General features: G+C 65.6%; 20 protein-coding genes and 1 pseudogene. 15 read left to right on the top strand and 6 right to left on the bottom strand.

Translation table 11 applies throughout. The features are described from left to right. Window positions 1–43: 43 nt before the first annotated feature. Both IF803_RS22470 and IF803_RS22465 read right to left on the bottom strand, forming a co-directional pair. Complete coding sequence (locus IF803_RS22470; protein ID WP_035631798.1) at window positions 44–718, bottom strand: response regulator transcription factor; 675 nt, start codon at window positions 716–718, stop codon at window positions 44–46. Next, window positions 712–2,463 carry a PAS domain-containing sensor histidine kinase gene (locus tag IF803_RS22465; RefSeq protein WP_461193502.1) on the bottom strand — a complete coding sequence of 584 codons (1,752 nt, stop codon included), beginning with the start codon at window positions 2,461–2,463 and terminating at the stop codon, window positions 712–714. Before IF803_RS22465 ends, IF803_RS22470 begins: the two co-directional genes overlap by 7 nt. A 368-nt stretch (window positions 2,464–2,831) precedes the next feature. On the opposite strand from IF803_RS22465, the gene IF803_RS22460 reads away from it, so the two are divergent. The 3 genes and pseudogenes from IF803_RS22460 (at window position 2,832) to IF803_RS22450 (ending at window position 6,683) form a co-directional block, all read left to right on the top strand. Continuing rightward, window positions 2,832–3,098, top strand: a complete 267-nt coding sequence (locus IF803_RS22460) for a hypothetical protein (RefSeq protein WP_028341477.1) — start codon at window positions 2,832–2,834, stop codon at window positions 3,096–3,098. 377 nt (window positions 3,099–3,475) lie between these two features. Beyond that, window positions 3,476–4,831 (top strand): HlyD family efflux transporter periplasmic adaptor subunit, encoded by a 1,356-nt coding sequence (locus IF803_RS22455; protein ID WP_461193501.1) that lies wholly within the window; start codon window positions 3,476–3,478, stop codon window positions 4,829–4,831. Continuing rightward, window positions 4,828–6,683: pseudogene (locus IF803_RS22450) on the top strand (glycosyltransferase). The gene IF803_RS22455 and the pseudogene IF803_RS22450 overlap by 4 nt, the downstream one beginning before the upstream one ends. Window positions 6,684–6,898: 215 nt before the next feature. Here IF803_RS22450 and IF803_RS22445 read toward each other — a convergent pair. Then, complete coding sequence (locus IF803_RS22445; RefSeq protein ID WP_038387638.1) at window positions 6,899–9,691, bottom strand: [protein-PII] uridylyltransferase; 2,793 nt, start codon at window positions 9,689–9,691, stop codon at window positions 6,899–6,901. Between the two features lie 198 nt (window positions 9,692–9,889). Between IF803_RS22445 and IF803_RS22440 the strand changes: the two genes are divergently transcribed. The 5 genes from IF803_RS22440 to IF803_RS22420 all read left to right on the top strand — a co-directional run bounded on the left by IF803_RS22440 (window position 9,890) and on the right by IF803_RS22420 (window position 14,097). Continuing rightward, a complete protein-coding gene (locus tag IF803_RS22440) occupies window positions 9,890–10,864 on the top strand; it encodes an aliphatic sulfonate ABC transporter substrate-binding protein (RefSeq protein ID WP_461193500.1) in 975 nt (324 codons plus the stop codon). Window positions 10,865–10,975: 111 nt separating this feature from the next. Next, window positions 10,976–11,809 carry an ABC transporter permease gene (locus IF803_RS22435; RefSeq protein ID WP_461193523.1) on the top strand — a complete coding sequence of 278 codons (834 nt, stop codon included), beginning with the start codon at window positions 10,976–10,978 and terminating at the stop codon, window positions 11,807–11,809. Next, on the top strand, window positions 11,809–12,594 hold the full coding sequence (locus tag IF803_RS22430) for an ABC transporter ATP-binding protein (RefSeq protein WP_461193499.1): 786 nt from the start codon (window positions 11,809–11,811) through the stop codon (window positions 12,592–12,594). The genes IF803_RS22435 and IF803_RS22430 overlap by 1 nt, the downstream gene beginning before the upstream one ends. 56 nt (window positions 12,595–12,650) lie before the next feature. Next, entirely contained in the window at window positions 12,651–13,160 is a 510-nt protein-coding gene (locus tag IF803_RS22425) for an OsmC family protein (protein WP_304497784.1), read from the top strand. A gap of 130 nt (window positions 13,161–13,290) precedes the next feature. Next, window positions 13,291–14,097, top strand: coding sequence for a hypothetical protein (locus IF803_RS22420; protein WP_461193498.1), 807 nt, complete (start codon window positions 13,291–13,293; stop codon window positions 14,095–14,097). A gap of 144 nt (window positions 14,098–14,241) precedes the next feature. Here the strand turns inward: IF803_RS22420 and mutS are convergent, their stop codons facing one another. After that, window positions 14,242–16,971: a DNA mismatch repair protein MutS gene (gene mutS / locus IF803_RS22415; RefSeq protein WP_461193497.1), complete on the bottom strand. Its 2,730-nt coding sequence runs from the start codon at window positions 16,969–16,971 to the stop codon at window positions 14,242–14,244. A 214-nt stretch (window positions 16,972–17,185) separates the two neighbouring features. Between mutS and pcaF the strand changes: the two genes are divergently transcribed. The 3 genes from pcaF (at window position 17,186) to pcaG (ending at window position 19,805) form a co-directional block, all read left to right on the top strand. After that, the gene (gene pcaF / locus IF803_RS22410) at window positions 17,186–18,394 is read left to right on the top strand and encodes a 3-oxoadipyl-CoA thiolase (protein WP_028341487.1); all 1,209 of its coding nucleotides are present in this window, start codon (window positions 17,186–17,188) and stop codon (window positions 18,392–18,394) included. A gap of 105 nt (window positions 18,395–18,499) precedes the next feature. Further along, a complete protein-coding gene (gene pcaH, locus IF803_RS22405; RefSeq protein WP_461193496.1) occupies window positions 18,500–19,201 on the top strand; it encodes a protocatechuate 3,4-dioxygenase subunit beta in 702 nt (233 codons plus the stop codon). A gap of 1 nt (window position 19,202) precedes the next feature. Next, window positions 19,203–19,805 (top strand): protocatechuate 3,4-dioxygenase subunit alpha, encoded by a 603-nt coding sequence (gene pcaG, locus IF803_RS22400; RefSeq protein ID WP_461193495.1) that lies wholly within the window; start codon window positions 19,203–19,205, stop codon window positions 19,803–19,805. A gap of 61 nt (window positions 19,806–19,866) precedes the next feature. Here pcaG and IF803_RS22395 read toward each other — a convergent pair whose 3' ends face one another. After that, entirely contained in the window at window positions 19,867–20,742 is an 876-nt protein-coding gene (locus tag IF803_RS22395) for an SDR family NAD(P)-dependent oxidoreductase (protein WP_461193494.1), read from the bottom strand. Window positions 20,743–20,845: 103 nt separating this feature from the next. Between IF803_RS22395 and IF803_RS22390 the strand changes: the two genes are divergently transcribed. The 3 genes from IF803_RS22390 to IF803_RS22380 all read left to right on the top strand — a co-directional run bounded on the left by IF803_RS22390 (window position 20,846) and on the right by IF803_RS22380 (window position 23,735). Then, window positions 20,846–22,069, top strand: a complete 1,224-nt coding sequence (locus IF803_RS22390; RefSeq protein WP_461193493.1) for a Rieske 2Fe-2S domain-containing protein — start codon at window positions 20,846–20,848, stop codon at window positions 22,067–22,069. Between the two features lie 74 nt (window positions 22,070–22,143). Beyond that, complete coding sequence (locus tag IF803_RS22385) at window positions 22,144–22,500, top strand: non-heme iron oxygenase ferredoxin subunit (RefSeq protein WP_461193492.1); 357 nt, start codon at window positions 22,144–22,146, stop codon at window positions 22,498–22,500. Then, the gene (locus IF803_RS22380; RefSeq protein WP_461193491.1) at window positions 22,497–23,735 is read left to right on the top strand and encodes an NAD(P)/FAD-dependent oxidoreductase; all 1,239 of its coding nucleotides are present in this window, start codon (window positions 22,497–22,499) and stop codon (window positions 23,733–23,735) included. Before IF803_RS22385 ends, IF803_RS22380 begins: the two co-directional genes overlap by 4 nt. A 17-nt stretch (window positions 23,736–23,752) precedes the next feature. On the opposite strand, the gene IF803_RS22375 is transcribed toward IF803_RS22380, so the two are convergent. Continuing rightward, on the bottom strand, window positions 23,753–24,346 hold the full coding sequence (locus tag IF803_RS22375) for a MarR family winged helix-turn-helix transcriptional regulator (protein ID WP_461193490.1): 594 nt from the start codon (window positions 24,344–24,346) through the stop codon (window positions 23,753–23,755). A gap of 214 nt (window positions 24,347–24,560) precedes the next feature. Here IF803_RS22375 and IF803_RS22370 point away from each other — a divergent pair, with 214 nt between their 5' ends. After that, window positions 24,561–25,742 (top strand): ABC transporter substrate-binding protein, encoded by a 1,182-nt coding sequence (locus tag IF803_RS22370; protein WP_461193489.1) that lies wholly within the window; start codon window positions 24,561–24,563, stop codon window positions 25,740–25,742. Window positions 25,743–25,835: the final 93 nt, after the last annotated feature.

Genomic DNA, 25,835 nt, shown 5'->3' with positions numbered 1-25,835 from the left:
TGCCGACCACAGTGCGTCGCCAATCGGGGCCGGAGAATCATACTTAGGTTTGCGCCCCGCCGGATGCCTGCCCGATGCCGAGCATCTGTGCCATCCTGACCAGGTCGGGCAACGATTTCGCCGCCATCTTCCGCATGATGTGCCCGCGATGGATCTTGACCGTGATCTCGGCTACGCCGATTTCAGCGGCAACTTGCTTGTTCATGAGCCCCGCGGTGACGAGGCTCATGATCTGGCGTTCCCGCGGCGTCAGGGTCGCGAAGGCGGCGCGCAGGTTCGCAAGAACCTTGGCCTCATCGCGACGATTCCTGTCGCGCTCGATCGCCGTCGTGACGGCATCCAGCATGTCCTGATCGCGGAACGGCTTGGTCAGGAAGTCCACCGCGCCGGCCTTCATGGCCCTGACCGTCATCGGGATATCGCCGTGGCCGGTCATGAAGATGATCGGAATGTGGATGCCGACCTTCGCCAGCTCCGCCTGAAAGTCCAGCCCGCTCACCCGCGGCAACCTGATGTCGAGGATCAGGCAGCTCGGGACATCCGGGGGCTTGCGCTGCAGAAATTCATGCGCCGAGCCGAACGCTGCGGTCCGCAAGCCGACGGACCGGAAGAGATTGCTCAGTGCGTCGCGCACGGACGCGTCGTCGTCGACGACGAAGACGATCGGATCTTCGGCGCTTGCCAGACCCGAAGGCGATGCCGCGCGCCCGGTCACCATGCATGATCCTCTTCGCGCAGTGGCAAGGTGAACTGGAACGTCGTGCCGGGGCCGATGTTTGCGGCCACGGACAGACGGCCTCGGTGGGCCTCGACGATCGATCGGCAGATCGACAATCCCATTCCCATGCCGCTGGCCTTGGTGGTGTAGAAGGCGTCGAACAGCCGTTCGGCATTCTCGGCGGCGATCCCGACGCCACAGTCGGTGACCGTGACCACGATCTGCCCGGCCTCGTCATGGCGTGTCCGGATCACGAGTTCCCGCGGCCTGTCCGTGACCGGCTGCATGGCCTCGATACCATTGAGGACCAGGTTGAGGATGACTTGCTGCAGCTGGATACGGTCGGCGACGACAGACGGGAGCACGGGAGCGAGGTCGAGCTGCAAGGATACGAGATGGCTCTGCAGTTCATGCTGCACCAGGCCGATCACCTGGTTGATGACGTCATTGATGTCGAGCGGCGCCCTCTGATCGGTCGTCTTGTTTACCATCGCGCGGACGCGCTGGATGACCTCGCCCGCGCGGTTGCCGTCGCTGATGATCGACCTGACCGCGCCGCGAGCTTCGTTCAGATCGGGGGCCGCCCGGTTGAGCCACCGCAGGCATGCCGCGGCATTGGTGACCACGGCGGCAAGCGGCTGGTTCACTTCATGCGCGATCGACGCGGCGAGCTCGCCGAGCGCGGTCACGCGCGTGACGTGCGCGAGGTTGGTCTGCGCTTCGTGCAATTCCGCCTCGGCTCGCTTGCGGGCGGTCACGTCGGTGACCGCTCCGACAAATTCGGTGTCGCCTGAAAGGTTCGTCACCGCATGCGCCCTGGCATGAACAAACTTGATCGCCCCATTGGGCATCAGCAATCGATAGCCGTGCTCGAAGTCGTTGCCGTCGAGCGAGGCACGGTCGATGGTCCGTTGCACGCGGGCGCGATCATCCGGATGGACGCGCTGCAGCACCGTGGCATGTGTGATGGAAGGAGCCCTGTCGAATTCGAAGATCCTGAACGTCTCTTCGGACCAGATGATCTCGCCGCTGGCGACGCGCCAGCCGAAGCTGCCGGTGTGGCTCAATCGCTGGGCTTCGGTCAGGTACATTTCACTCTGCTGCAGCGCATTTTCGGCGTGCTTGCGCTCGGTAATATCCTCGCATGCGATCAGCACGATCAGCTGATCGCCCAGCCGCCGCACGGCCTTGGCGTTTTCGCGAACCCAAAGCCGTGAACCGTCCTTGCGGACCTTCCGGATTTCCCAATTGTGGGTCTGGCCGATGTTGTCGAGGCATGCCGCGACGTTGCGCTGGACCATATCCCGGTCTTCGGCGGCAAAGACCCGCAGCACGGATTGTCCGAGCAGCTCGTCGACGGTGTAGCCGAGCTGTGCCGCGCCGAACGTGTTGACCGACAGCACGAGGCCCGTTGCGTCGACCATGAAGTACATGACCGGGTTGTGTTCGAATACCTCCTTCCATTGCGCTTCGCTGTTGCGCAGCGCCTCCATCGCGCGCTCCTCGCCGCTGGCCCGGCCGCGCAACATGGCTTCCATCCGCCTTTGCGAACGGCCAACCAGGCGGATCATCAGCAATGCGGCGGTCAGCGACGCGACGAGCAGCGCCAGGGCAATCAGATGGGCGGACGCTGCCGGCTGCGGACCAAGCAACAGCCCCATGCAGGTTGCCGCCAAGGCCAGCACCATGCCGCCGAGCAGCCATTGCTCGGCCGACCAGGACTTCGTGGTCGGGTCGCGGATCATCGGCGCACCAGCACTTGGCCATCATCACGGGCCGCGCTGCGTCGCTAGGTGACTGCTACCATCAGCGGCGACAACGTCGCCCTCCCAACAGACTGTATATTAGCAGCTTTCTTGCCGCCCGGACGGGATCACGCCGGCCTTTTTGGCGGTCCACATCCGTGAGATCGCGCAGAAAGCGAAGCCGTCGAGCGCGCTCAGGTCCAGGTTGCGACCTAAACTCAAGTATGAGTCGTCCCCACCGAATGTAACGGTCGGATCAACCTCCGTTCAATGGCCCGTTCCATCCCGGTGACTACGCTTATTGGGTAACTCGATGACGGTAGAGATTTCCGGGGTTCACCAATCGCCAATCAGAGACGGAGATTGAAATGCCCAGCGCGCGCCTGCATCTGATCGTTTGCTCCGACGACGTCGACCACGAGGCAAGGCCTCGGAGACGCGATCGCAGCTTCCAGCCTTCCGTTATCGATGGTGGCAGGCAAACAGCAAGCACGCTGGCCGACAGCCCGTGGATCGATCTGCTGGACGCATTCGATCTGGGCGTTGTGGTCTGTCAGGCCAGCTATCTGGTCTTGCTGGGAGCGAGCCTGGCGGCGCTGCAGCCGCAATTCGACGTGCCGGATTCAGGGCGGTAGCACACCCTGAATTCCAAGTCCGGCAGGCTGCCGGGACCGAAGCGCTGGCTGCTCACGCCTGGGTCGCGCAAGACGGGTCCGATCACAGCCTCCGTGAGAGCCCGGAATCCATTCCCCGCCTAGCCCCGGCCTGATGGATTCCGGGCTCAGTCCTGCAGGCGCCTCAGCTGCGCAATGGCGCACCGGGAACGGCCCGCCGACGGCGCGGCTCCCGCGCGAGGGTCCCGACCACGGCAAATTGCGGCAATTTTTTCGAAAGATGCCCCCTTCGCTTTAGCCGCTTTTGAAGCACCTGATTATTGGATCTGTCCGGCAACGGCATCGCTCTGCAGAGCTGTGCGTTGGTTCGCGCACTGACAGATCAGGGGCCGGTCATCATGAATCAGGCACAGCAGCACAAGCCGTTTCCCGAAGACAACAATTCCGTCGCCAGGGAAGAGGCCGAGGGCGCACGGGGATTGCAGCGCGATCTGCAGGAACGGCTGCAGCCGGAGCATGATGAGCCGATCAGCGATAGCGGTCCCCATCCCGAAGCGCCCGCCTGCTCGGGCCGGATGGTTCGCCGCCTGCTCAAGGTCGGCATCGGCCTTGCCATCGTCGCCGTCTTCGGATGGTTGCCGCTCAGGGCCGTGTTGCAGACCTCGAGCGTGGAGGCCGTGGTCAATGCCAGGATCGTGACCTTGCGGTCGCCGATCGACGGCACCGTGAGCGCGAAGCCGCAGAAATCCACGCAGCTCAGCGTGGTTCGCGAGGGCGATGCGATCCTTCATGTCGTCAATGCGCGCGGCGATCGTGCGCGGCTCGATGATCTCCGGCGACAGATGTCCCGGTTGGAAAATGAGCGCCCGAGTCTGGCCGCCAAGCTTGCGGCCGCCGAGACGGCGCAACAGGATCTTGCCCGCCAGGCCAGCCAGTTCCGTGACGGCCGCATCCTCCAGCTCGAGGCCCGGATCGCCGAAATCCAGACCGCGATCGAGGCCGCCGCCGCGCGGCGGGAGGAGGCCGTGGCCGCCGTCGAGCGGGCGTCGTCGCTGATCAAATCGGGCAGCGTGTCGACGGTCGAAATGGCTCGCCTGACGCGCGAGCAGGCGATCTCGCAGCAGACCGAAATCGGCGCTCGACGGCGCCTCGACGCCGCCAAGGTCGAGCTCACCGCGGCAAGGAACGGCACCTATCTCGGCGACAGCTACAATGACCGGCCGAGCTCCGTGCAGCGCGAGGAGGAGATGCGCCAGCGCGTCAGCGACCTGCGCGCCGATCTGGCGCATGCCGATGCCGAGATCGACTGGCTGACCCACGAGATCGCCGCCGAGCAGCTGCACTACGTCAACCGGGCCGAAGCCGACATCAAGGCCCCGGTCGGCGGCCGGATCTGGGAGATGATGACCTCGCCCGGCGAGGACGTCAGGGCCGGTCAGCCCTTGCTCAAGCTGCTCGACTGCAGCGGCGCGGTGGTCACCGCGAACGTCACCGAGAGCGTCTACAACGGGCTGAAGCTCGGCGAGCATGCGAGCTTCGAGCCGAATGACGGCAGCGCCGCGCTCCAGGGCGAGATCGTCAATCTCACTGGCGCGTCGGGCGCGCCCGCGAACCTCGCGATCAATCCGGATGCGCTGAACAAGGAGCCGTATCGGGTGACGGTCTCGATGCCGGCGCTCGACACCACGGGCAAGGATTGCGCGGTCGGCCGCACCGGACGTGTGGTGTTCAACGCGGACGCGGCAAAGTCATGATGGCGGCATTTGCGCCCGGGCTGGTCGCCTTCGGCGCCTGTCTTGCAATCCTGCCCCTGCTCCACCGCGAGCAGACCCTGGCCCGCGTCATGATGACCGGCATGTCGTTCGTCCTGCTGGTCCACTATTTCGCGTGGCGGGTAACCCACACCTTGCCGCCTCCGGGCCTCACCGCCGATGCGTTGGTCGGCTATCCCTTCGTTGCGGCCGAGGCGGCCTCGATGATCGCGGTGTGCCTGTCGCTGCTGTTCCTCAGCCGGACCATCGACCGCTCACCCGAGGTCAATGCGATCCTGCGTCGATCCAGAGCGAGCGCGGCCGCGCCGCTCGTCGACGTCTTCATCTGCACCTACAATGAGGAGAAGGCGATCCTGGAGCGCACCATCATCGGCGCGACCGGGCTGGACTATCCGAACTACCGCGTCTGGGTGCTCGACGACGGGCGGCGGCTCTGGCTGCGCCGGCTCGCCCAGGAACTCGGCTGCAACTATCTGGCCCGCCCGGACAACCGCCACGCCAAGGCCGGCAACATCAATCATGCGCTCCAGCACGTTTCCGGGCTGGCCGAGCGGCCGGAGTTCATCTCGATCCTCGATGCGGATTTTGTCCCGATGCCGGATTTCCTGACCCGGGCGATGAGCCTGATGCAGGACGGCAGCGTCGGCGTCGTGCAGACACCGCAGCATTTCATCAACCCCTGTCTCTTATACACATAGTTCGTCGGCAGCGTCAGATGTGTATAAGAGACAGGATGCAGATCGGCGGCTTCCCGACCGATTCGGTGACGGAGGATTACCTCGTCACGCTGCGCCTGAAGGAGAAGGGATTGCGCACGGTCTATCTGAACGAGCGCCTGACCATCGGCCTCGCGCCGGAGGGACTGAAGGAATACATCACGCAGCGCGGTCGCTGGTGTCTCGGTTTCATGCAGATCTTCCGCGGCCGTAGCGGGCCGTTCTCGCGGCAATCGAAGCTTGCCTTCATGGACCGGCTGTCGCTGGTCGACGCCTTCATGAGCTGGGCGGCGGTCTACAGCACCAAGGTTTTCGGCCTGGTCGTGCCGTGGCTTTATCTGCTGTTCGGGATCAAGGCGGTCCATGCCGACCTGTTCGAACTGCTGAAATATTTCCTGCCGTTCTATGTCTGGCACGCCTTCACGATGGCCTGGATCTCGCGCGGCCGCTCGCTCGCGATCATGACCGACGTGTCGCAATACATCGCGGCGCCCGCGGTGTTGAAGGCGGTCGTGACCGGCCTCGCCAGGCCGCAGGGCCACAAGTTCAAGGTGACGGCCAAGGGCGGCGATCGCAACCGCCGCTTCGTCGAATGGCCGCTGCTGCGGCTCTATGGCGCTGCCCTGCTGATCACGCTGCTGGCGATCGCCTATGCCTTCATCCTGCACCTGCGCGGCGACAGCATTGCCTATGGTGGGCTGGCGCTGGCCTGGAGCCTGTACAATTGCGTCGTGCTCGCGATCGTGTGCTTCATCTGCATCGAGCAGCCGCGGCGCCGCAAGGCCGAGCGGTTCGAGCGCGACGAGCCGATCCTGATCCATCACGGCAACGAGATGCGCTTGATCCGGATGGCCGACATCTCGATCTCGGGCGCGCGCTTCATCGATCCCGTCCCGCCCGCCATCGGCTCGCTGATCAAATGCAATGTCTACGGACAGAACGTGGCCGCGACCGTGGTCCGGTGCACCCGCGACGGCTTCGGCGTCCGCTTCGAGGATGCGGTGGCGACGCGGGTCAATGTCGTGCGCGCATTCTATGCCGGCGAATATGTCCGCGCTTTCCAAGGCGTGCGCGCGGCGCCGGTCGGCAAGGCCCTGCTGATGCGGCTGTTCGGTTGATCCGCGGGAGTCGGGGCTTCGCTCTTTCGGTGGAAACGGCTTTCGATCCCGTCATCCTGAGGAGCGCGGAACGCGCGTCTCGAAGGATCGACGGCCCGGTCGCTTCGGCACACTCCCACTCTCTTGCGGAAAGAACGTGGCCGTCGATCCTTCGAGACGGCCGCTGCGCGGCCTCCTCAGGATGACGGTGTTGCACGCCCCCCCTACGCCTTGATCTACGCCGCCGGCTTCGCCGCCTGGTCCTCGCTCGCCAGCAGATGCAGCAGCGCGCTCTTGATCGCGGCCTGCCGGGTCGGCGCCGTGATCTGGGCGCCGAGCAGGTCGGTGACATAGAACACGTCGCGGGCGCGTTCGCCGAAGGTCGCGACATGCGCCGAGGCGATGTTGAGGTTGAGCTTCGAGATCGCGGTGGTGAGCTGGTAGAGCAGGCCGGGCCGGTCGAGCCCGGAGACCTCGATCACGGTGTAGCGGTCGGACCACTGGTTGTTGATGGTCACTTCGGGCTCGACGATGAACGGCCGCGCCTTGCTGCGCACCGCCCGCTTCGCCACCGCCTCGGGCAGCCGCAGCTTGCCTTCCAGCACATGCTCGATCATCTCGCCGATCCGCGTCGCGCGGCGGCCCTCGTCTTCGTCGCGGTCGTATTCGCGCGAGATCGAGATGGTGTCGAGCGCGCGGCCGTCGGTCGTGGTGTAGATCTGGGCGTCGACGATGTTGGCGCCGGCAGAGGCGCAGGCGCCGGCGATGATCGACAACAGCCAGGGATGGTCGGTCGCCAGGATCGTCAGCTCGGTGACGGCGCGGACCTCGTCGAAGCCGACATTGATCGCGAGCTTGTGGCCGGCCTGCTCGCTGGCGCGGATGAAGCGGGCCTGGCGGATCTTGCGCGGCAGCTCGACCTTGAGCCAGTAGGCGGGGTAATGCCGGCCGATATAGGCGTTGAGCTCGGCCTCCGGCCATTCGGTGAAGGCGCGGCGGAATTCGGCTTGCGCCACCGCGATGCGCTGGGCGCGGTTGACCTCGGAGAAGCCGCCGGTCAGCACCGGTTCGGTCTCGTAATACAGCGTTCGCAACAGCTGCGCCTTCCAGCCGTTCCACACGCCCGGGCCGACGCCACGGATGTCGGCGGTGGTCAGGATCGTCAGCAGCTTCATCTGCTCGACCGACTGCACCACGGCGGCGAAATTCTCGATCGTCTTGCGGTCCGACAGGTCGCGCGATTGCGCCACCGTCGACATCGTCAAATGCTCCTCGATCAACCACGCCACCAGCTCGGTGTCGGCCGCCGAGAAGCCGAGCCGCGGGCACAGCCGCCGCGCCACCTTGGCGCCGGCGATCGAATGGTCTTCCGGCCGGCCCTTGGCGATGTCGTGCAAGAGCGTGGCGATATAGATCACCGGGCGGTGCTCGGGGCGGATCTTGCGGAACAGGTCGCTGGCGACCGTGAATTCCTCGTTGCCGCCGCGCTCGATGTCCTGCAGGAAGCCGATGCAGCGGAGCAGATGCTCGTCCACCGTGTAGTGGTGATACATGTTGAACTGCATCATCGACACGATCTTGCCGAAGGCGCGGATGAAGTGGCCGAGCACGCCGGTCTCGTTCATCCGCCGCAGCACGATCTCCGCGTTGTCGGAGGTCAGGATCTCCATGAACAGGCGGTTGGCTTCGTCGTTCTCGCGCAGCTGGGTGTTGATCAGCTTGAGCGAGCGCGTCACCGTGCGCATCGCATCGGGGTGGAAGGCGAGGTTGTTCTGCTGCGCGAGGCGGAAGATCCGGATCAGATTGACCGGATCGTGCTTGAACACGTCGGGTGCCGCGAGGTTGATGCGGTTGTTGTCGACGATGAAGTCGTCGCTGCCGTTGACCCGCCGCCGCTTGGTGCCGGGCCGCAGCCGCGCCACCATCCGGCTCAGCACCGGTGCCGGCTTGTTGTGCTCTTCCTCGAGCTTGGCGCACAGGATCGCGGTGAGGTCGCCGACGTCCTTGGCGATCAGGAAGTAGTGCTTCATAAAGCGCTCGACGTCCTGCATGCCGGGATGCGAGGTGTAGCCGAGGCGGACCGCGATCTCGCGCTGCATGTCGAACGACAGCCGTTCCTCGGCGCGTCCGGCGAAGAAGTGCAGATTGCAGCGCACCGACCACAGGAAGTCGGCGCAGCGGCGGAAGGTGCGGTATTCCTGCGCGTCGAACACGCCGCGTTCCAGCAGCTCGTCGGTCTCGCGCACGCGGTAGACGTATTTGGCGATCCAGAACAGCGTATGCAGGTCGCGCAGGCCGCCCTTGCCGTCCTTGACGTTGGGCTCGACCAGATAGCGCGACTGGCCGGCGCGGCGGTGCCGCTCCTCGCGCTCGGCGAGCTTGGCGGTGACGAATTCCGACGCGGTGCCCTGCACCACTTCCTTGTCGAAGCGCTCGACCAGCTCATCATAAAGCGGCTGGTCGCCGGTCAGGAACCTCGTTTCCAGGATCGCGGTGCGGATCGTCATGTCGCCGCGCGCCTGACGGATCGATTCATCGACCGAGCGCGTGGCGTGACCGACCTTCAGCCCCATGTCCCAGAGGCAATAGAGAATGGCTTCGGCAACCTGTTCGCCCCAGGCGGTCTGCTTGTAGGGCAGGATGAACAACAGATCGATGTCGGATTCCGGCGCCATCAGCCCGCGGCCATAGCCGCCGGTCGCCACCACGGCCATGCGTTCGGCGCCCGAGGGGATCGGCGAGTGGTAGAGATGACGGGTCGCCGCCGCGTAGAGGATGCGGATGATCTCGTCCTGCACGAAGCAGAGCCGTTCGGCGCAGCGGCGGCCGTGACGGTCCTTCAGCAGCAGCGCCTGCGCCGTGGCGCGTGCCGCGATCAGCTCGGCCTTGAGCAGCTGCGCCATCGCGGCGCGGAACTGGTCCTCGCGGCCGGCGTGCTGTTCGGCAAGTGCATTGACCGCCGCGGTGATCCGAACGGTCTCGAAACGATCATCCGCTTCAGGGCGGGCCTCGGCTACGACGCTGTCCATAGGTTCATCCGATATCGGACAGAGCTGTTGCTGTCACTGACCAAAGTATAAGGACAGCGGCTCCATGCTCTCTCCACGACGCTTTGAGCAAGATCGTTCTCGCGCCATCCCGTAAAGGGTAGAGATTTTCTCGTTGACCGCAAGGCTAACTCATTGAAATAAAAGATTGTTTCATAATCTGATCGAGGGGGTCGACGAATGCAAAAATTTTCCCGGCGCACGTTCGCAGCGCTGCTCGCGGTCTCGACCTTGCTGCCCGGCGCGGCGCGCGCCGCCGACGCGCTGAAGGAGATCCGGATCGACTGGGCGACCTACAATCCGGTGTCGATGGTCCTGAAGCAGAAGGGCCTCCTGGAAAAGGAGTTCGCCAGGGACGGCATCAACATCGTCTGGGTGCAGTCGGCCGGCTCCAACAAGGCGCTCGAATTCCTCAACGCCGGTTCGATCGATCTCGGCTCGACCGCGGGCTCGGCCGCGCTGGTCGCGAAGATCAACGGCAACCCGATCAAGTCGATCTATGTCTATTCGCGTCCCGAATGGACCGCACTGGTCACGACCAGGGATTCCAAGATCGCGTCCGTCGCCGATCTCAAGGGCAAGCGCGTCGCGGTGACGCGTGGCACCGATCCGCACATCTTCCTGGTTCGTGCGCTGCTCGGCGCCGGCCTCACCGAAAGGGACATCACGCCGGTGCTGTTGCAGCACGCCGACGGCAAGACCGCGCTGATCCGCGGCGACGTCGACGCCTGGGCCGGCCTCGATCCGATGATGGCGCAGGCGGAGGTCGAGGACGGGGCAAAACTATTCTACCGCAAGGCGGAAGCCAACACCTGGGGCATCCTCAATGTCCGCGAGGAATTCCTGAAGGCGCATCCGGATATCGTCCGCCGCGTGCTCGCGACTTACGAGGAAGCGCGGAAATATTCGCTGGCCAACTATGACGAGCTGAAGAAGACCTTCATCGCGGTGACCAAGCTGCCGGATGCCGTGGTCGACAAGCAGCTCAAGGAGCGCACCGAGCTGACCCACAGCCGGATCGGTAGCCCCCAGCGCGAATCGATCCTCGCCGCCGGCCTCGCCTTGCAGCAGGCCGGAGTGATCGACGCCAAGACCGACGTCAAGGCCGCGCTGGATTCCTTGATCGACGATCAGGTCCCGCTGCCGACCAACTAACCACCGCCGTCAAACTAACCACGTCGTCCCGGCGAAAGCCGGGACGACGTGGATGGAGTTGGGCGGGCGCCACCTTGCAATCCCGCCGGAAGAATAGTTCTTGCTATGGCCATGACCGTTGACCTGCCCGCGCTGGAACAGACGGCCCCGCCTAGTGCGCCTGCGCGGTGGTCGCGCCATGCGCGCCCGGTGCTCGGGCTCGTGCTGCCGGTCGCGCTGGCGCTGGGCTGGGAACTCGTCGTCTTTCTCGGCTATTCCAACGGCCGCCTGGTGCCGCCGCCGTCGAAGGTGTTCGAAACCATCGTGGAGCTCGCCAGGAGCGGCGAGCTGTCGCGCCACATCCTCGCGACGCTGTGGCGCGTCGGCGCGGGCTTTGCGCTCGGCGTTGTCGCCGGCACTATCATGGGTGCGATCTCCGGCTACTGGGATTTCGCCAAGCGGCTGCTTGACCCGACGGTGCAGGCCTTGCGCGCGATCCCCTCGCTCGCCTGGGTCCCGTTGTTCGTGCTCTGGCTCGGCATTTTCGAGACCTCGAAGGTCGCGCTGATCGCGGTCGGCGTGTTCTTTCCGATCTATCTCGGCGTGATGGGCGCCATCCTCTCGGTCGATCGCAAGGTGGTCGAGGTTGGCCGCGTGTTCCGCCTCTCCGGACCGGCGATGATCCGTCGCATCCTGTTGCCCGCCGTGCTGCCGGCCTATGTGGTGGCGCTGCGGGTCGGGCTTGGTTTGGGGTGGATGTTCGTGGTCGCGGCCGAACTGATCGGCGCCTCCGAAGGCCTCGGCTACCTTCTGCTCGACGGCCAGCAGCTCGGCAAGCCGGCGCAGATCCTCGCCGCGATCGTGATCTTCGCGGTCCTCGGCAAGACCACCGACTGGCTGATCGAGGTCGTGGCCGCGCCGCTGCTGCGCTGGCAGGACGCGTTCGGCGCCCGGGGAGGGCAGTGATGCTGGCGCTGAAGGAAGTTGGCAAGACCTATCCGAACGGCGTCCACGCGCTGGAACGCTTCTCGGCCGAGATTGCGCCCGGCGAGATCATCGCGATCATCGGCGGCTCCGGTTGCGGCAAGTCGACGCTGCTGCGCGCCATCGCCGGCCTCGATCGTGCCAGCACGGGCAGCGTGACGCTCGACAATGCGGTGATCACCTCGCCGCACGCCAAGATCGGGATCATCTTCCAGGAGCCGCGGCTGCTGCCCTGGCTCAGCGTCGCCGACAATATCGGGTTCGGCCTCGCCGACCTTCCGGTCGAGGCGAGGCGCGCGCGCGTCGCGGCGGCGCTCGCCCGCGTCGGCCTTGCCGACAAGGCCGCGGCCTGGCCGCGCGAACTGTCCGGCGGCCAGGCGCAGCGGGTCGCGATCGCCCGCGCACTGGTGCCGCAGCCCGAAGTGCTGCTGCTCGACGAGCCGTTCTCGGCGCTCGATGCCTTCACGCGGCGCGATCTGCAGGATCATCTGCTCGATCTGTGGGCCGACACCCGGCCGACCCTGATCCTGGTCACCCACGACGTCGACGAGGCCGTGGTGCTGGCCGACCGCGTGCTGGTGATGCGGCCGCGGCCGGGCCGGCTGTTCGAGGAGATCACCATCAATTTGGCGCGGCCGCGCGACCGCAAATCGGAGCTGTTCGACACCTTCAAGCGCCGCGTGCTGACCGCGCTCGACCGCTCGCTCGACCGTTCGGTGCGGGACGTCACGGACAAATCGAGCGCCGGCGAGGCGATGTGGTGGTGACATCCGCGCGTTAAGGCCTTACATCGGCATAAAGAAGAATAGCCGGGAGCAGACCCATGGACTCCGCCGAACTCCGCGCAATGCAGGCTCCGATCAAGGAGCGCTACAAGACCGACCCCCAGGCCGCCGTGATCACGCTGAAGGCCAAGGGCTCGATCGACAATGAGAGCATCGCCTGCAAGGTCGAGACCGGCCGTGCGCTCGCGATCGCTGGCCTCCACCCCGCTACCGGCGGCTCCGGGCTCGAGCTTTGCTCCGGCGACATGCTGCTGGAAGCGCTGGTCGCCTGTGCCGGTGTCACGCTGAAGTCGGTTGCGACCGCCGTCGAGGTGCCGCTGAAGGTCGGCAACGTCCTCGCCGAAGGCGATCTCGATTTCCGCGGCACGCTCGGCGTCGACAAGGAGACCCCGGTCGGCTTCCGCGAAATCCGCCTCCGCTTCGAGATCGGCACCGATGCGCCGCAGGACAAGCTCGACCTCTTGCTGAAACTCACCGAGCGCTATTGCGTGGTCTATCAGACCATCAAGAATGGCCCGAAGGTGTCGGTGACGATGCAGCGGGTGTAGCGCGTCGCCCCCGGCGAAAGCCGGGGCCCATACGCCGTGTCCCATCGATTGATACTCCGCCGTTCGACGACTTTCGTACCCAACGAATAGTCGTGGCTATGGGTCCCGGCCTTCGCCGGGACGACACTGAATGTCCCCCGAACTCCACTTCGTCCTGATCCTCGTGCTGCGCATGGCGGTTGCGGCCGCATTCGTGGTCAGCGCGTCCATCATCACGGAGCGTTCGGGACCGGTGATCGGCGCGCTGATCGCAACCCTGCCGATCTCGGCCGGGCCGTCTTACACCTTCCTCGCGCTCGACCATGACGCCGCCTTCATCGCCGAGGGCGCGCTGGCGAGCCTGCCGGTCAACGCCGCCACGATCTATATGGGCCTGACCTACGCCGTGCTGGCGCAGCGCTTCAGCATGTGGATCAGCGCGGGCAGCGCGATTGCGGTGTGGCTGGTGCTCGCCACCATCATCCGCCAGTTCGAGTGGTCGCTCGCCGCCGGGCTGATCGCCAATGCCATCACCTTTGCGATCTGCATACCGCTGCTCCGGCCCTATCGGCACGTCGTGAAAATGCCGCTGATCGCGCGGCGCTGGTATGATATTCCGCTGCGCGCCGCGCTGGTCGCAAGCCTGGTCGGCACCGTGGTCACGGCGTCAGGCTGGGTCGGCCCGCGCGTCACCGGCGTGATGGCGCTGTTTCCGATCGTATTCTCCTCGATGATGCTGATCCTGCATCCGCGCATCGGCGGCCCCGCCACCGCCGCCGTGCTCGCCAACAGCGCCTGGGGCCTGATGGGCTTTGGCCTCGGGGTTGCGGTGCTGCACGTCGCGGTGCTGCACTTCGGCTCGCCAATCGGCCTCTGCTGCGCGCTCGCCACCTGCATCGTCTGGAATCTGGTGCTGTGGCGGATCGGGCGGAGGAAGCGGCTGGCGCAGAAAGCGTAGGATGGGTAGAGCGCAGCGAAACCCATCATGCTTCGCCATACAACGATTGATGGGTTTCGCTTCGCTCTACCCATCCTACGGCAGCGTGTATCCCTTCGGTACTGCGTAGCCCGGATTTCGCTTCGCTGCATCCGGGCTACGGGGCTATCCCTTCGGCAGCTTCGCCCTTAGCGCATACAGCGCGTCCAGCGCCTCGCGCGGCGACATCTCGTCGGGATGCAGCGCCTTCACCGCCTCGACCAGCAGATCGGCTTCGCTCGGCGGTTTGTCCTCGCTGGCGGCGCGGGAGGGCACGGCGAACAGCGGCAGATCGTCGACCAAAGCGCGCGCGGTCTGGCCGCGGTCCTGGGCTTCAAGCTTTGCCAGCACCGATTTGGCGCGCGTGATCACGGCCGGTGGCAGGCCGGCGAGTTTTGCGACCTGGATGCCGTAGGAGCGGTCGGCGGAGCCGGGCAGCACTTCGTGCAGGAACACGACGTCGCCCTGCCATTCCTTGACCCGCACCGTGGCGTTGAACATCCGCGGCAGTTTCGCCGAGAGCGCGGTCAGCTCGTGATAATGCGTCGCGAACAGCGTGCGGCAGCGGTTGCTCTCATGCAGGTGCTCGATCGCGGCCCAGGCGATCGACAGGCCGTCGAAGGTCGCGGTGCCGCGGCCGATCTCGTCGAGGATCACCAGCGACCGTTCGCTCGCCTGGTTCAGGATCACGGCGGTCTCGACCATCTCGACCATGAAGGTCGAGCGTCCCCGCGCCAGATCGTCGGCGGCGCCGACCCGCGAGAACAGCCGGTCGACGATGCCAAGCCGCGCGCGCGACGCCGGCACATAGGAGCCGATCTGTGCCAGCAGCGCGATCAGCGCGTTCTGCCGCAGGAAGGTCGACTTACCCGCCATGTTCGGACCGGTGATCAGCCAGAGCTGGCCGGATTTTTGTGCGGGCGCCGGGGAGAGATCGCAGGCATTGGCGATGAACGGCTGGCCGTCGCGCTTCAGTGCCTGCTCGACCACCGGATGCCGTCCGCTCTCGATCGCAAAGCCGAGCGAGCCGTCGACGTCGGGCCGCACGTAATTGTCGTCGATCGCAAGTTTGGCCAATGACGTCGCGACGTCGAGCGTCGCAAAGGCATGCGCGGCATTGCGCAGATCGTCGCTCGCCGCGAGCGCTATTGCGCTGAGCCGCTCGAAGATTTCGAGCTCGAGATTGAGCGCGCGCTCGCCGGCATTGGCGATCTTGGCTTCGGTCTCGCCGAGTTCCGACGTGGTAAAGCGGATCTGCCCGGCCAGCGTCTGGCGATGGATGAAGGTCGCATTCAGCGGCGGCGCGAACAGCTTGTCGCCGTGCTGCGCGGTGACCTCGACGAAATAGCCCAGCACGTTGTTGTGCCGGATCTTCAGCGTCTTGATGCCGGTGTCCTCGGCGTAGCGCGCCTGCATCGCAGCGACGACGAGGCGCGAGACATCGCGCAAATTGCGGCTTTCGTCGAGCGCGGCCTCATAGCCCTCGCGGACGAAACCGCCATCGCGCTTGATTAGCGGCAGCTGTTCGGAGAGCGCGCGGGAAAATTCCTGCGCCAGATCGCGCGAGGGACGCTGCAAGGCCGCCATCACGGTGGAGACCTCGGCCGGCGGATTGGACAGCTGCGCCAGCAGCTCCAGCGCCTGGTCGGCGGCGAGGATGCCGTCGCGCAGGCTGGCGAGATCGCGCGGGCCGCCGCGGCCAACCGAGAGCCGCGCCAGCGCGCGCGACATGTCGGGCGCCGCGCGCAGCACGGTCCTGATGTCCTCGCGCGCCGAGGAATCCGCGACGAAGGCCGAGACGGCATCGAGCCGCCGCGCGATCACGGCGACATCGGTCAGCGGCGCGGCAAGGCGCTGCGCCAAGAGGCGCGAGCCCGCCGCGGTGACGGTGCAGTCGATCGCATCGAGCAGCGAGCCGCGGCGCTCGCCGGCCAGCGTGCGCGTCAGTTCGAGGTTGGCGCGGGTCGCCGGGTCGATCGCCATCGTGGTTCCGGCGGCCTCACGCGCCGGCGGCGACAGCGGCGGACGCTTGCCGACCTGGGTGCGGTCGATATAGGTGACGGCCGCGGCGGCGGCGGTCGCTTCCAGCCGCGACATCGCCGACAGGCCGTCCATGGTCGCGACCGCGAAATAGTCGCACAGCCGCCGCTCGGCGGTGGCGCTGTCGAACACGTCGCGGGTCAGCGGCGTCACCGAGGGCAGCTCGCGCATGGTCGGCGCCAGCTCGCTGTCGCTGTAGAGCGCATCGGTGACGATGGCCTCGTTCGGATTGATGCGCGCCAGCGTCGCCGCGAGCTCCGCGGTCGTGCACTCCGTCACCATGAATTCGGAGGTCGAGATGTCGATCCAGGCGAGCCCGAGCCGGTCGGCGCCGGCCGAGCCGCGGGCGCGCGCGATCGCGATCAGGTAATTGTTGGTGCGGGCGTCGAGCAGCGTGTCTTCGGTCAGCGTGCCCGGCGTCACCAGCCGCACCACGCCGCGGCGGACCACGCTCTTGTTGCCGCGGGCTTTGGCCTCCGCGGGATTTTCCGTCTGCTCGCACACCGCGACGCGATGCCCGGCGCCGATCAGGCGATGCAGGTAATCCTCGGAGCGCTCGACCGGCACGCCGCACATCGGGATGTCCATGCCCTGATGCTTGCCGCGCTTGGTCAGCACGATGCCGAGCGTCCTGGAGGCGATCTCGGCATCCTCGAAGAACAACTCATAGAAGTCGCCCATCCGGTAGAACAGCAGCAGGCCGGGATGAGCGGCCTTGATTTCCAGATACTGTTCCATCATCGGCGTGACGCGCGACGGCGCCTCGGCGGCGGGAGCGGGCTCGGGCGGAACGGGGATCGGCTGCTGAATGGTCATGAGGTGGCGGAAACTACAAAATTTCGTCGCGCGGTCCTATCCGCGAGGAGGGGGTTTTCCACCCTCTCCACGGCCTGAAATATGACGAGGCCTCACGGGAATGCGCTGATGCCACGCAGCCACGTCAATTGACCTGTCGCGGGCACGCTCCTAAAACCGATCTCAAGTTCCAGCCGATCCAGCGCCTAAGTCGCGGCATTCAGGGAGAGATTCAATGCGTGATGTGTTCATTTGCGATGCCGTCCGGACCCCGATCGGCCGTTTCGGCGGCTCGCTCGCCAAGGTGCGCGCCGACGATCTCGCCGCGGCCCCGATCAAGGCGCTGATGGCCAAACACCCGACACTCAATTGGAACGAGGTCGACGAGGTGTATTTCGGCTGCGCCAACCAGGCCGGCGAAGACAACCGCAACGTCGCGCGCATGGCGCTGTTGCTCGCCGGCATGCCGGAGTCGGTTCCCGGCCAGACCCTGAACCGGCTCTGCGCCTCCGGCCTCGATGCGGTCGGCGCCGCGGGCCGCGCCATCCGCGCCGGCGAGATCGATTTCGCGATTGCGGGCGGCGTCGAATCGATGACGCGTGCGCCGTTCGTGATGGGCAAGGCCGCGGAAGCCTTCTCGCGCTCGTCCGAGATCTACGACACCACGATCGGCTGGCGCTTCATCAATCCGCTGATGAAGGCGCAGTACGGCGTCGATGCGATGCCTGAGACCGGCGAGAACGTCGCCGAGGAATTCCAGGTGTCGCGCGCCGATCAGGATGCGATGGCGATCCGCTCGCAGCAGCGCGCGGGCGCGGCGATCGCGTCGGGCTATTTCGCCGAGGAGATCATTCCGATCCAGGTGCCCGGCGGCAAGGCCGGCCCGATCACCGTCGACAAGGACGAGCATCCGCGTCCGGAGACCACACTCGAAGGGCTCGCCAAGCTGAAGCCGATCGTGCGCAATCCGGGCACGGTGACCGCGGGCAATGCGTCCGGCGTCAATGACGGCGCCGCCGCGATGATCCTCGCTTCCGAAGCCGCGGTGAAGAAGCACGGCCTGACGCCGCGCGCAAAAATCCTCGGCCTTGCCTCGGCCGCGGTGCCGCCGCGCATCATGGGCATCGGTCCGGTGCCGGCGACCAAGAAACTGGTCGAGCGTCTCGGCATCAAGGTGTCGGACTTCGATCTGATCGAGCTCAACGAGGCCTTCGCCTCGCAGGGCATCGCCTGCCTGCGCCAGCTCGGCGTCAAGGAAGACGCCGATTTCGTCAATCCGCATGGCGGCGCGATCGCGCTCGGCCACCCGCTCGGCATGAGCGGCGCGCGGCTGGTCCTAACCGCCGTGCACGGCATGGAGAAGCGGGGCGGGAAGCTTGCCTTGGCAACTATGTGCGTCGGGGTCGGTCAGGGCGTTGCGGTCGCGATCGAAAAGCTGAATTAAGCCAATGGCTTGGAGGGGCTGAAAACAGCCCTTCCCCAATTTGGTTATGCATTATAATGATCTGACGTGAGCCCACCGGGCGCGTGGGCCGCGGAGGAATTCGCCATGACCTTGTTGTACCCGCTGCAATCGCTTGCGGCCCATCCGGCGCGGCTGTCGCCGGATTATCGCTCCACCGTGAAGCGCTCGCCGCAGAAGCCGCTGATCCCGATGCGGCACACGCTCTCGGAACTGACCGGGCCGGTCTATGGTCATGAGACCGTGCGCGCGCACGACAACGATCTCACCATCCAGGCCAAGGGCGAGCCGCTTGGCGAGCGCATCATCGTGCATGGTTACGTGCTCGACGAGGACGGCCGCGGCGTGCCCAACGCGCTGGTCGAGCTGTGGCAGGCCAATGCCTGCGGCCGCTATATCCACGTCGTCGACCAGCATCCGGCGCCGCTCGATCCGAACTTCACCGGCGCCGGCCGCACGCAATCCGATGCCAAGGGCTATTACAAGTTCATCACCATCAAGCCGGGCGCCTATCCCTGGGGTAATCACCACAATGCCTGGCGGCCCGCGCATATCCACTTCTCGGTGTTCGGCCACGCCTTCGTCTCGCGGCTCGTCACGCAGATGTACTTTCCCGGCGACCCCCTGTTTCCGTTCGACCCGATCTTCAACTCGGTGACCGATGCGAAGGCGCGGGCGCGGATGATCTCCTCATTCGATCTCGACAACACCAAGCCGGAATGGGCGCTGTGCTATCGCTTCGATATCGTGCTGCGCGGACGCAATGCCACGCCGATGGAGACCAAGTAACGTGTCGAACCCGCGTCCTGATGGAATCACGCCCTCGCAGACCGTCGGCCCATACTTCAAGTATGGCCTGACGCCGAACGGCGAATACGAATGGAATGACGCCTTCACCAGCAACCTGCTGACATCAGATGTGTCTGGCGAGCGCATCCGCGTCGAGGGCAAGGTCTATGACGGCGACGGCGCCGTGATCCCGGACTGCATGCTGGAGATCTGGCAGGCCGACGCGCAGGGCCGCTTCTCCGATCCGCAGGATGCGCGCGCGTTGCCGAATTCGAGCTTCAAGGGCTTTGGCCGTTGCGGCACCGACAAGAACGGCGCCTACGCCTTCGACACCATCAAGCCGGGCTCAGTGCCGGATGCCGACGGCAAGCCGCAGGCGCCGCATATTCTGCTCGCGGTGTTCGCGCGCGGCATGCTGTTGCATCTCTACACCCGGATCTATTTCGAGGACGAAGCCGGCAACGCCGCTGATTCCACGCTGGCGCTGGTGCCGGCCGATCGCCGCCCGACGCTGATCGCCAGACGCAAGGCCGGCGTCGGCAACGCCTACACCTTCGACGTCCATCTGCAGGGCGACAACGAGACGGTGTTCTTCGACGTCTAGCGAAATCCGGTGTCTCCGCGCGCAGCGACCGCGCGATGCGTGGTCGCCTCCCGGGCCGATCTCACGTCGTGACGCCTGGCTTGAACACGGCGAGCGGTGCGGGATCTCGGCTCGGCGGGGGCGGGACCTTGCCGTCGACATCGGTGAAGCCGTATTCGGCCGCCAGCTCCGAGGCGAGCACGATCTGGCCGCTCTTGGCCATCACGTCGGGATCGCTGGCGAGTGCCGCCACCGCGCGTCCGGCGAACACCGGCGTCTCGCCGCGCTCTGAAATCAGTTTGGCGAGCGCCGGCGGGACGCGATCGGGCTGCGCCGCAAGCTTCTCGCTCTTGATGTAGCCGGGCCAGATCGAGACGGCGGCAATGCCGAACGGCTGCAGCTCATGCGCCATGTCGCGCGCCATCCGGTCGACGCCTGATTTCTGCACGCCGAACGGAACGTTGAACGTGTATCTGACGCCGCCGCCCGACGAGGTATTGACGATCAGGCCGCGCGCTTGCGGCAGCATCAGCGGGACGGCGAACTGGCTTGCGATGAAATGCGAGCGCAGGCCGACGCGATGCATGGTGTCCCATAGCGAGGCCGGCACCTGCCAGAACGGGACATTCACCGGCATCACATTCGGCGCCGCGAACACATTGTTGACGAGCACGTCGAGCCGGCCGTGGTCGCGCCGGATCAGGTCGAAGATCTGCTTCACCGAATCATCGTCGGAATGATCGCATAGCAGGCCGATGCCGCGGCCGCCGGCCTCGTCGATCGCGGCGATGGTCTCGTCGAGCGAACCCGGCCATTCCGATCCGCCGCTGTTGCGCGTCCGGGCCGTGACGATCACCGTCGCGCCGGCCTCGGCAAGGCCGATCGCCACGCCCTTGCCGACCCCGCGGCTCCCTCCCGTCACCAGCGCGATGCGATCCTTGAGGCGTCCCTTGGTCATGATGTCTCCCAACATGGCTTCCTTGGAAGATAACTTGACAATAATCTTCCTGGGAAGATAATAGGCCCAAAACGGCAAAGGCGTCAATCAGGGAGGTTTCGCGATGGTCACGAGGGAAGAGAACGAATTGCTGTGCCGCGTCACGGGTGATGCGCCGATGGGACGGATGCTGCGGCAGCATTATTGGCTGCCGGCCGTTCTCTCGGTGCGTGTCCGCAAGGGAGAGGCGCCGGTTCGTGTCAAGCTGTTCGGCCGCAACTTCGTGGCGTTCAGGGGCAAGGACGGTTCGGTCGGTTTCCTCGACGAGGCCTGTCCGCACCGCGGCGCGTCGCTGGCGCTGGCGCGGGTCGACGACTGTTCGCTGACCTGCCTGTTTCACGGCTGGAAGATCAGTGCACAGGGCGAGGTGCTCGACGTTCCCAACGAGCCGAACAATCCAAAGGAATTCGCCAAGACCGTGAAAGGGAAAGCCTATCCGGTGCGCGAAGGCGCCGGGCTGATCTGGGTCTGGCTCGGCGAGGGTGCGGCGCCGCCCGCGCCCGACTTCGAGTGGATGGATCTGCCGCCGGATCAGGTTTACGCGGCCGGCATCGAGCTCAATGCGAACTGGCTGCAAGGCGTAGAGGCCACCATCGATTCCTCGCACGTCGCGCTGTTGCACCAGAGCTGGACCGCGACCTCGTCGAGCGACTTCGGCGCGACCCGCGTCAACACCGAAGTCGCTTACGAGTTCGATAAGAAGTCCTATGGCTTCCGTGCCGCGGCGCTGCGCACCGCGCCGGATGGGTCGTGCCTTGCCCGCGTCACCGAGTTCGTGATGCCCTACTATGGCCTGATCGCGCCGATCTTCTCCGGACCGCAGCAGGATCGCACCGCGATCATCGCGGTGCCGATCGACGACGAGAACCTGATCCAGTGGTACATCTTCTACAATCCCGAGAAGCCGGTGGATTCCTGGCGCAAGGTGCAGCGCTCCAACCAGTGGCCGATGGCCGGCGGCCTGCCGGGCGATCAAAGCAATAATTGGGGGCAGAACCGCCAGATCATGGATGCCGGCAACAGCACCGGCTTCCATGAGATCGTCATCGAGGATTTCGTTGTCATGGTCAGCATGGGGCCGATCGTCGACCGTTCGCAGGAATATCTCTGCTCGGCGGACCAGGCGATTGTCAGGGTGCGCCGCCAGTTGCTCGACGAGGTGCGCGGCTTCATGAACGGCAAGGCACCGAAAAGCGGCCAGAGCGAGTCCATGTCCTACAAGGACATCCGCGCGGTCGGCGGCCGGCTCGCCTCCGCTGCCGAGGACTGGCGGCAGATTCCCCGCTGATCCGATCGTACGCGCGGGGCGCGGGCAGCGTGCCCGCGCCCCCTGTCTCAGCTTCAGCGCAGGGGATTCACCTCATGATCTGGCACCATCTATGCGCCGCCGCAAAACTGTCGGAAGGGGAGCCGCTGGGCTTCAGGGTCGGCGACCGGCGCGTTGCGCTCTACAAGATCGACGACGACATCTTCGCAACCGACGACGTCTGCTCGCACGCGTTCGCGCTGTTGTCGACAGGGTTCCTCGAAGGGCATGTGATCGAATGCCCGCTGCACGGCGCGATGTTCGATGTCCGCGACGGCAAATGCCGGTCGAGCGGCTACAGGGATATCGAGGCGTTCAAGGTCGAGATCCGCGACGGCGAGGTCTATGTGCAACTCGACGGCGGCGCTGCCCTGGAAACTGCCGGTGATGGCGGTGCGGACGTCAAGCCGTGAGCGGCCTCGTCGTCATCGGCGCCTCCTATGCCGGCATTCAGGCAGCCCTTACCGCGCGTGCAGCCGGCTATGCCGAGCCGGTGACCGTGATCGCCGATGAGATCGCGCTGCCGTATCAGCGGCCGCCGCTGTCAAAGGATTTCCTGCTCGACGAGATCAGCGCGCAGGGTCTCCTGATGCACGACGAGGCTATTTTCTCCGACAACAGGATCGAGCTGTGTCTTGGCAACCGCGTTGTCGGGATCGATCGCAGTGCCGGCCGGGTCGTGTTGGCCGGCGGCGCGGTCCTCGACTTCGAGCGCCTCGTCATTGCCACCGGCTCGCGCGCGCGCAGGATCGCGGTCCGCGGCGCCGAACTCGACGGGGTCTGTTATCTCAGGTCGATCGCCGACGCGGTCGAGCTCAAGGCGCGGCTCGGCGAGGCCAGCGAGATCGCGATCGTCGGCGGCGGCTTCATCGGGCTCGAGGTGGCGTCCTCGGCGGCCAGGCTCGGCAAGAAGGTGACGGTGATCGAGGCCGCGTCGCGGTTGCTCGAGCGGGCGGTCTCTCCGGTGGTGTCGCGCGTCCTGCTCGATCGTCACGTTCGAGCGGGCGTTAGGGTGAAGTTCGGCACGGCCGTCTCGGCAATGATTGGTGATGGCGGACGGGTTGCGGCGGTCGAGCTGAACGGAGGCGTGCGTCTCGGCGCCGATCTCGTCGTGGTCGGCATTGGCGGCATCGCCAATGATGAGCTCGCCGTTGCCGCGGGGCTCGATTGCGTCAATGGCATTGTGGTGGATGAGCACGGCCGGACGGCATGCCCGGGCATCTACGCCGCCGGCGACTGCGCCAATCACTACAGCCGCTTCGCGGGCGGATGGATCAGGCTGGAGTCGGTTCAGCACGCGCAGGATCAGGGACGGTCCGCGGGGCTTGCGATCGCGGAAAGCCATGAGCCCTATGACAGCGTGCCGCGGTTCTGGTCGGATCAACACGATCTCAAGCTTCAGATCGTCGGGCACTCGGCGCGCAGCGACCGGATCGTGATCCGCGGCGCGATCGAAGCCGGCCGGTTCTCTGTGTTCAACTACCGGCAGGGCAAGCTCGTCGCAGTCGACAGCATCAACCATCCCGGCGACCAGATGGTGGCGCGGCGGCTGATCGCGGCGGGCATTTCGCCGACGCCGGAGCAGGCAGCAGACAGCTCATGCGATCTCAAGTCGCTGCTGAAGGCCGGTAACAAGGCTGTCGCATGAAGTTGCCGGCGGCAGGGCTAATCCGCCGCCGCAAGCCGGCCGGATTTCTTCGGTGCTTTCACGGCTCTGACCGCGAGCAGCTTGCGCAGGCAGCGGTCCAGCATGGCGAGCTCCGCCTTGGTCAGTCCGCTCGCCTCGGTCACGCCCTCGACAACCCTCGCCACCTCGGCAATGCCGCGGTCGGCGGTTGCAAGACCCTTGGCGGTGAGACGGACCAGTTCCGAACGGCCGTCGTCGCTGGCCGAAACGCGCAGGACGAAGCCGCCTTCCTGGAGCCGGGCCACGCGCTTGGTCATGGCACCCGACGTGACGAGGAGGGCGCGGAACAGGTCGGTCGGGCGCAACTCGTACGGCTTGCCCGAGCGCCGGAGCGCCAGCAGGACGTAGAGCTCGCCGGTTTGCAGGCCGACGGCCTTCGCTATGTCCTGCAGGCGCATTTCGTGCAGCTGGTTGACGCGCTCCAGCCGTAGCAAGGTGCAGGCCGCGGCAAGATCGAGGTCGGGGCGCTGCGCGAGCCAGGCCGCCTCGATGTCGTCGTAAAGGGTGCTGTCGGGCGTAGGCGGCTGCTTGATCGCAGCTTCGGCGCGGCGTGACACGCTGCTCTTCTTCATTCCCTTCCAGTCCCCTTCGTCCTGCGCCAAGGGCGCCGGCACCATGCATCGCAGCAATCTAACACCGTCGAATTGGCGTGTCGCCTCGCAAGTTCTTGCGATTGCCTTACACAAGCGCATCGCTCCGCGGAGCGGCCATTTGCCGCTCTTCGTCGAGGGTTGACAATTATCTTCCTAGGAAGAATATTCCGGGTAAGAAACAGGGGAGGAGCACATGCGCGGACTTCGCGCTGTCATATCCGCGGCCTTGGTCGCGGCCTGCGGCTCGGCCGGCGCTGCAGAGACCGAATTGATCCTTGGCCAGACCATGCCCTATAGCGGGCCGGCGTCGGCCCTGAGCGCGGTCGGCAAGGTGCAGACCCGCTACTTCCAGATGATCAACGATCGCGGCGGCATCAATGGCCACAAGATCAAGCTGATCTCGCTCGACGACGGCTACAGCCCGCCGAAGGCGGTGGAGCAGACGCGCAGGCTGATCGAGAATGACGAGGCGGTCGCGATCTTCGGCAGCATGGGAACGGCGCAGAACGCCGCGGTGCAGAAATATCTCAACGCCAAGAAGATCCCTCAGCTGTTCGTGTTCGCGGCCAGCGAACGCTTTGCCGACCCGAAGACCAGTCCCTACACGATCTCGGGGATGACGTTGTTCAGCACCGAGGCTGCGATCTATGCGCGGCTGGTGGCCGAGCACACGCCCGGTGCGCGCGTCGCCGTGTTGTACCAGAACGACGACTACGGCCGCGAATATCTCCGCAGCTTCAAGGCCGAACTGGCCCGCCTCGATCCCAAGGCCGAGATTGTCGCGGCGTCGCCCTACGAAGTCACGTCGCCCACGGTCGATTCGCAGATCGTGGCGCTGGCGAGCACCAATGCCAACGTCTTTCTCAATGCGTCGACCGGCAAATTCACATCGCAGGCGATCCGCAAGGCGGGCGAGCTCGGCTGGCGCGCGCAGCAGTTCCTCCCGATCGGCAGCAACTTCGTGCCGACGATCCTCAAGCCTGCCGGCCTCGACAACGCCAGGGGAGCGATCTCGGCGACGCCGACCAAGTCGGTCGGCGATCCCGAATGGGCCAACGATCCCGCCTATCTGGAATGGTTGGCCTTCATGAAAAAATACTATCCCGAGGGCGATATCGAGGATCAGCTCAACTTCACCGGATGGAACGTCGCTGTTCTCATGACCAAGGTCATCGAGGCCTGCGGCGATGATCTGTCCCGGCAGAACATCATGAAGCAGGCCACCGCGCTGAAAAACCTGGCGCTGCCGGGCCTGATCCCGGGCATCACCGTCAACACCAGCCCGGATGATTATCGCCTGATCACGTCGCTGCGGCCGCAGCGTTTCGACGGCGAGCGCTGGGTTCCGATGTCCGGTACCATGGCCGCGCAATGAAGGCCGCGAATTGTGGTGAAGCGTGGCCAGCCGCTAGAGCATGATCCGGAAAAGTGCGAAGCGGTTTTCCGAAAGATCATGCTCAAACAACAA

Source organism: Bradyrhizobium sp. UFLA06-06, from assembly GCF_054820065.1.
This window is presented reverse-complemented; position numbering and strand designations above follow the sequence as displayed.

Coding starts and splice junctions, on each gene's coding strand:
- IF803_RS22470 (WP_035631798.1), bottom strand. CDS start 718: ATGGTGACCGGGCGCGCGGCATCGCCTTCGGGTCTGGCAAGCGCCGAA.
- IF803_RS22465 (WP_461193502.1), bottom strand. CDS start 2,463: ATGATCCGCGACCCGACCACGAAGTCCTGGTCGGCCGAGCAATGGCTG.
- IF803_RS22460 (WP_028341477.1), top strand. CDS start 2,832: ATGCCCAGCGCGCGCCTGCATCTGATCGTTTGCTCCGACGACGTCGAC.
- IF803_RS22455 (WP_461193501.1), top strand. CDS start 3,476: ATGAATCAGGCACAGCAGCACAAGCCGTTTCCCGAAGACAACAATTCC.
- IF803_RS22445 (WP_038387638.1), bottom strand. CDS start 9,691: ATGGACAGCGTCGTAGCCGAGGCCCGCCCTGAAGCGGATGATCGTTTC.
- IF803_RS22440 (WP_461193500.1), top strand. CDS start 9,890: ATGCAAAAATTTTCCCGGCGCACGTTCGCAGCGCTGCTCGCGGTCTCG.
- IF803_RS22435 (WP_461193523.1), top strand. CDS start 10,976: ATGACCGTTGACCTGCCCGCGCTGGAACAGACGGCCCCGCCTAGTGCG.
- IF803_RS22430 (WP_461193499.1), top strand. CDS start 11,809: ATGCTGGCGCTGAAGGAAGTTGGCAAGACCTATCCGAACGGCGTCCAC.
- IF803_RS22425 (WP_304497784.1), top strand. CDS start 12,651: ATGGACTCCGCCGAACTCCGCGCAATGCAGGCTCCGATCAAGGAGCGC.
- IF803_RS22420 (WP_461193498.1), top strand. CDS start 13,291: ATGTCCCCCGAACTCCACTTCGTCCTGATCCTCGTGCTGCGCATGGCG.
- mutS (WP_461193497.1), bottom strand. CDS start 16,971: ATGACCATTCAGCAGCCGATCCCCGTTCCGCCCGAGCCCGCTCCCGCC.
- pcaF (WP_028341487.1), top strand. CDS start 17,186: ATGCGTGATGTGTTCATTTGCGATGCCGTCCGGACCCCGATCGGCCGT.
- pcaH (WP_461193496.1), top strand. CDS start 18,500: ATGACCTTGTTGTACCCGCTGCAATCGCTTGCGGCCCATCCGGCGCGG.
- IF803_RS22395 (WP_461193494.1), bottom strand. CDS start 20,742: ATGACCAAGGGACGCCTCAAGGATCGCATCGCGCTGGTGACGGGAGGG.
- IF803_RS22390 (WP_461193493.1), top strand. CDS start 20,846: ATGGTCACGAGGGAAGAGAACGAATTGCTGTGCCGCGTCACGGGTGAT.
- IF803_RS22385 (WP_461193492.1), top strand. CDS start 22,144: ATGATCTGGCACCATCTATGCGCCGCCGCAAAACTGTCGGAAGGGGAG.
- IF803_RS22375 (WP_461193490.1), bottom strand. CDS start 24,346: ATGAAGAAGAGCAGCGTGTCACGCCGCGCCGAAGCTGCGATCAAGCAG.
- IF803_RS22370 (WP_461193489.1), top strand. CDS start 24,561: ATGCGCGGACTTCGCGCTGTCATATCCGCGGCCTTGGTCGCGGCCTGC.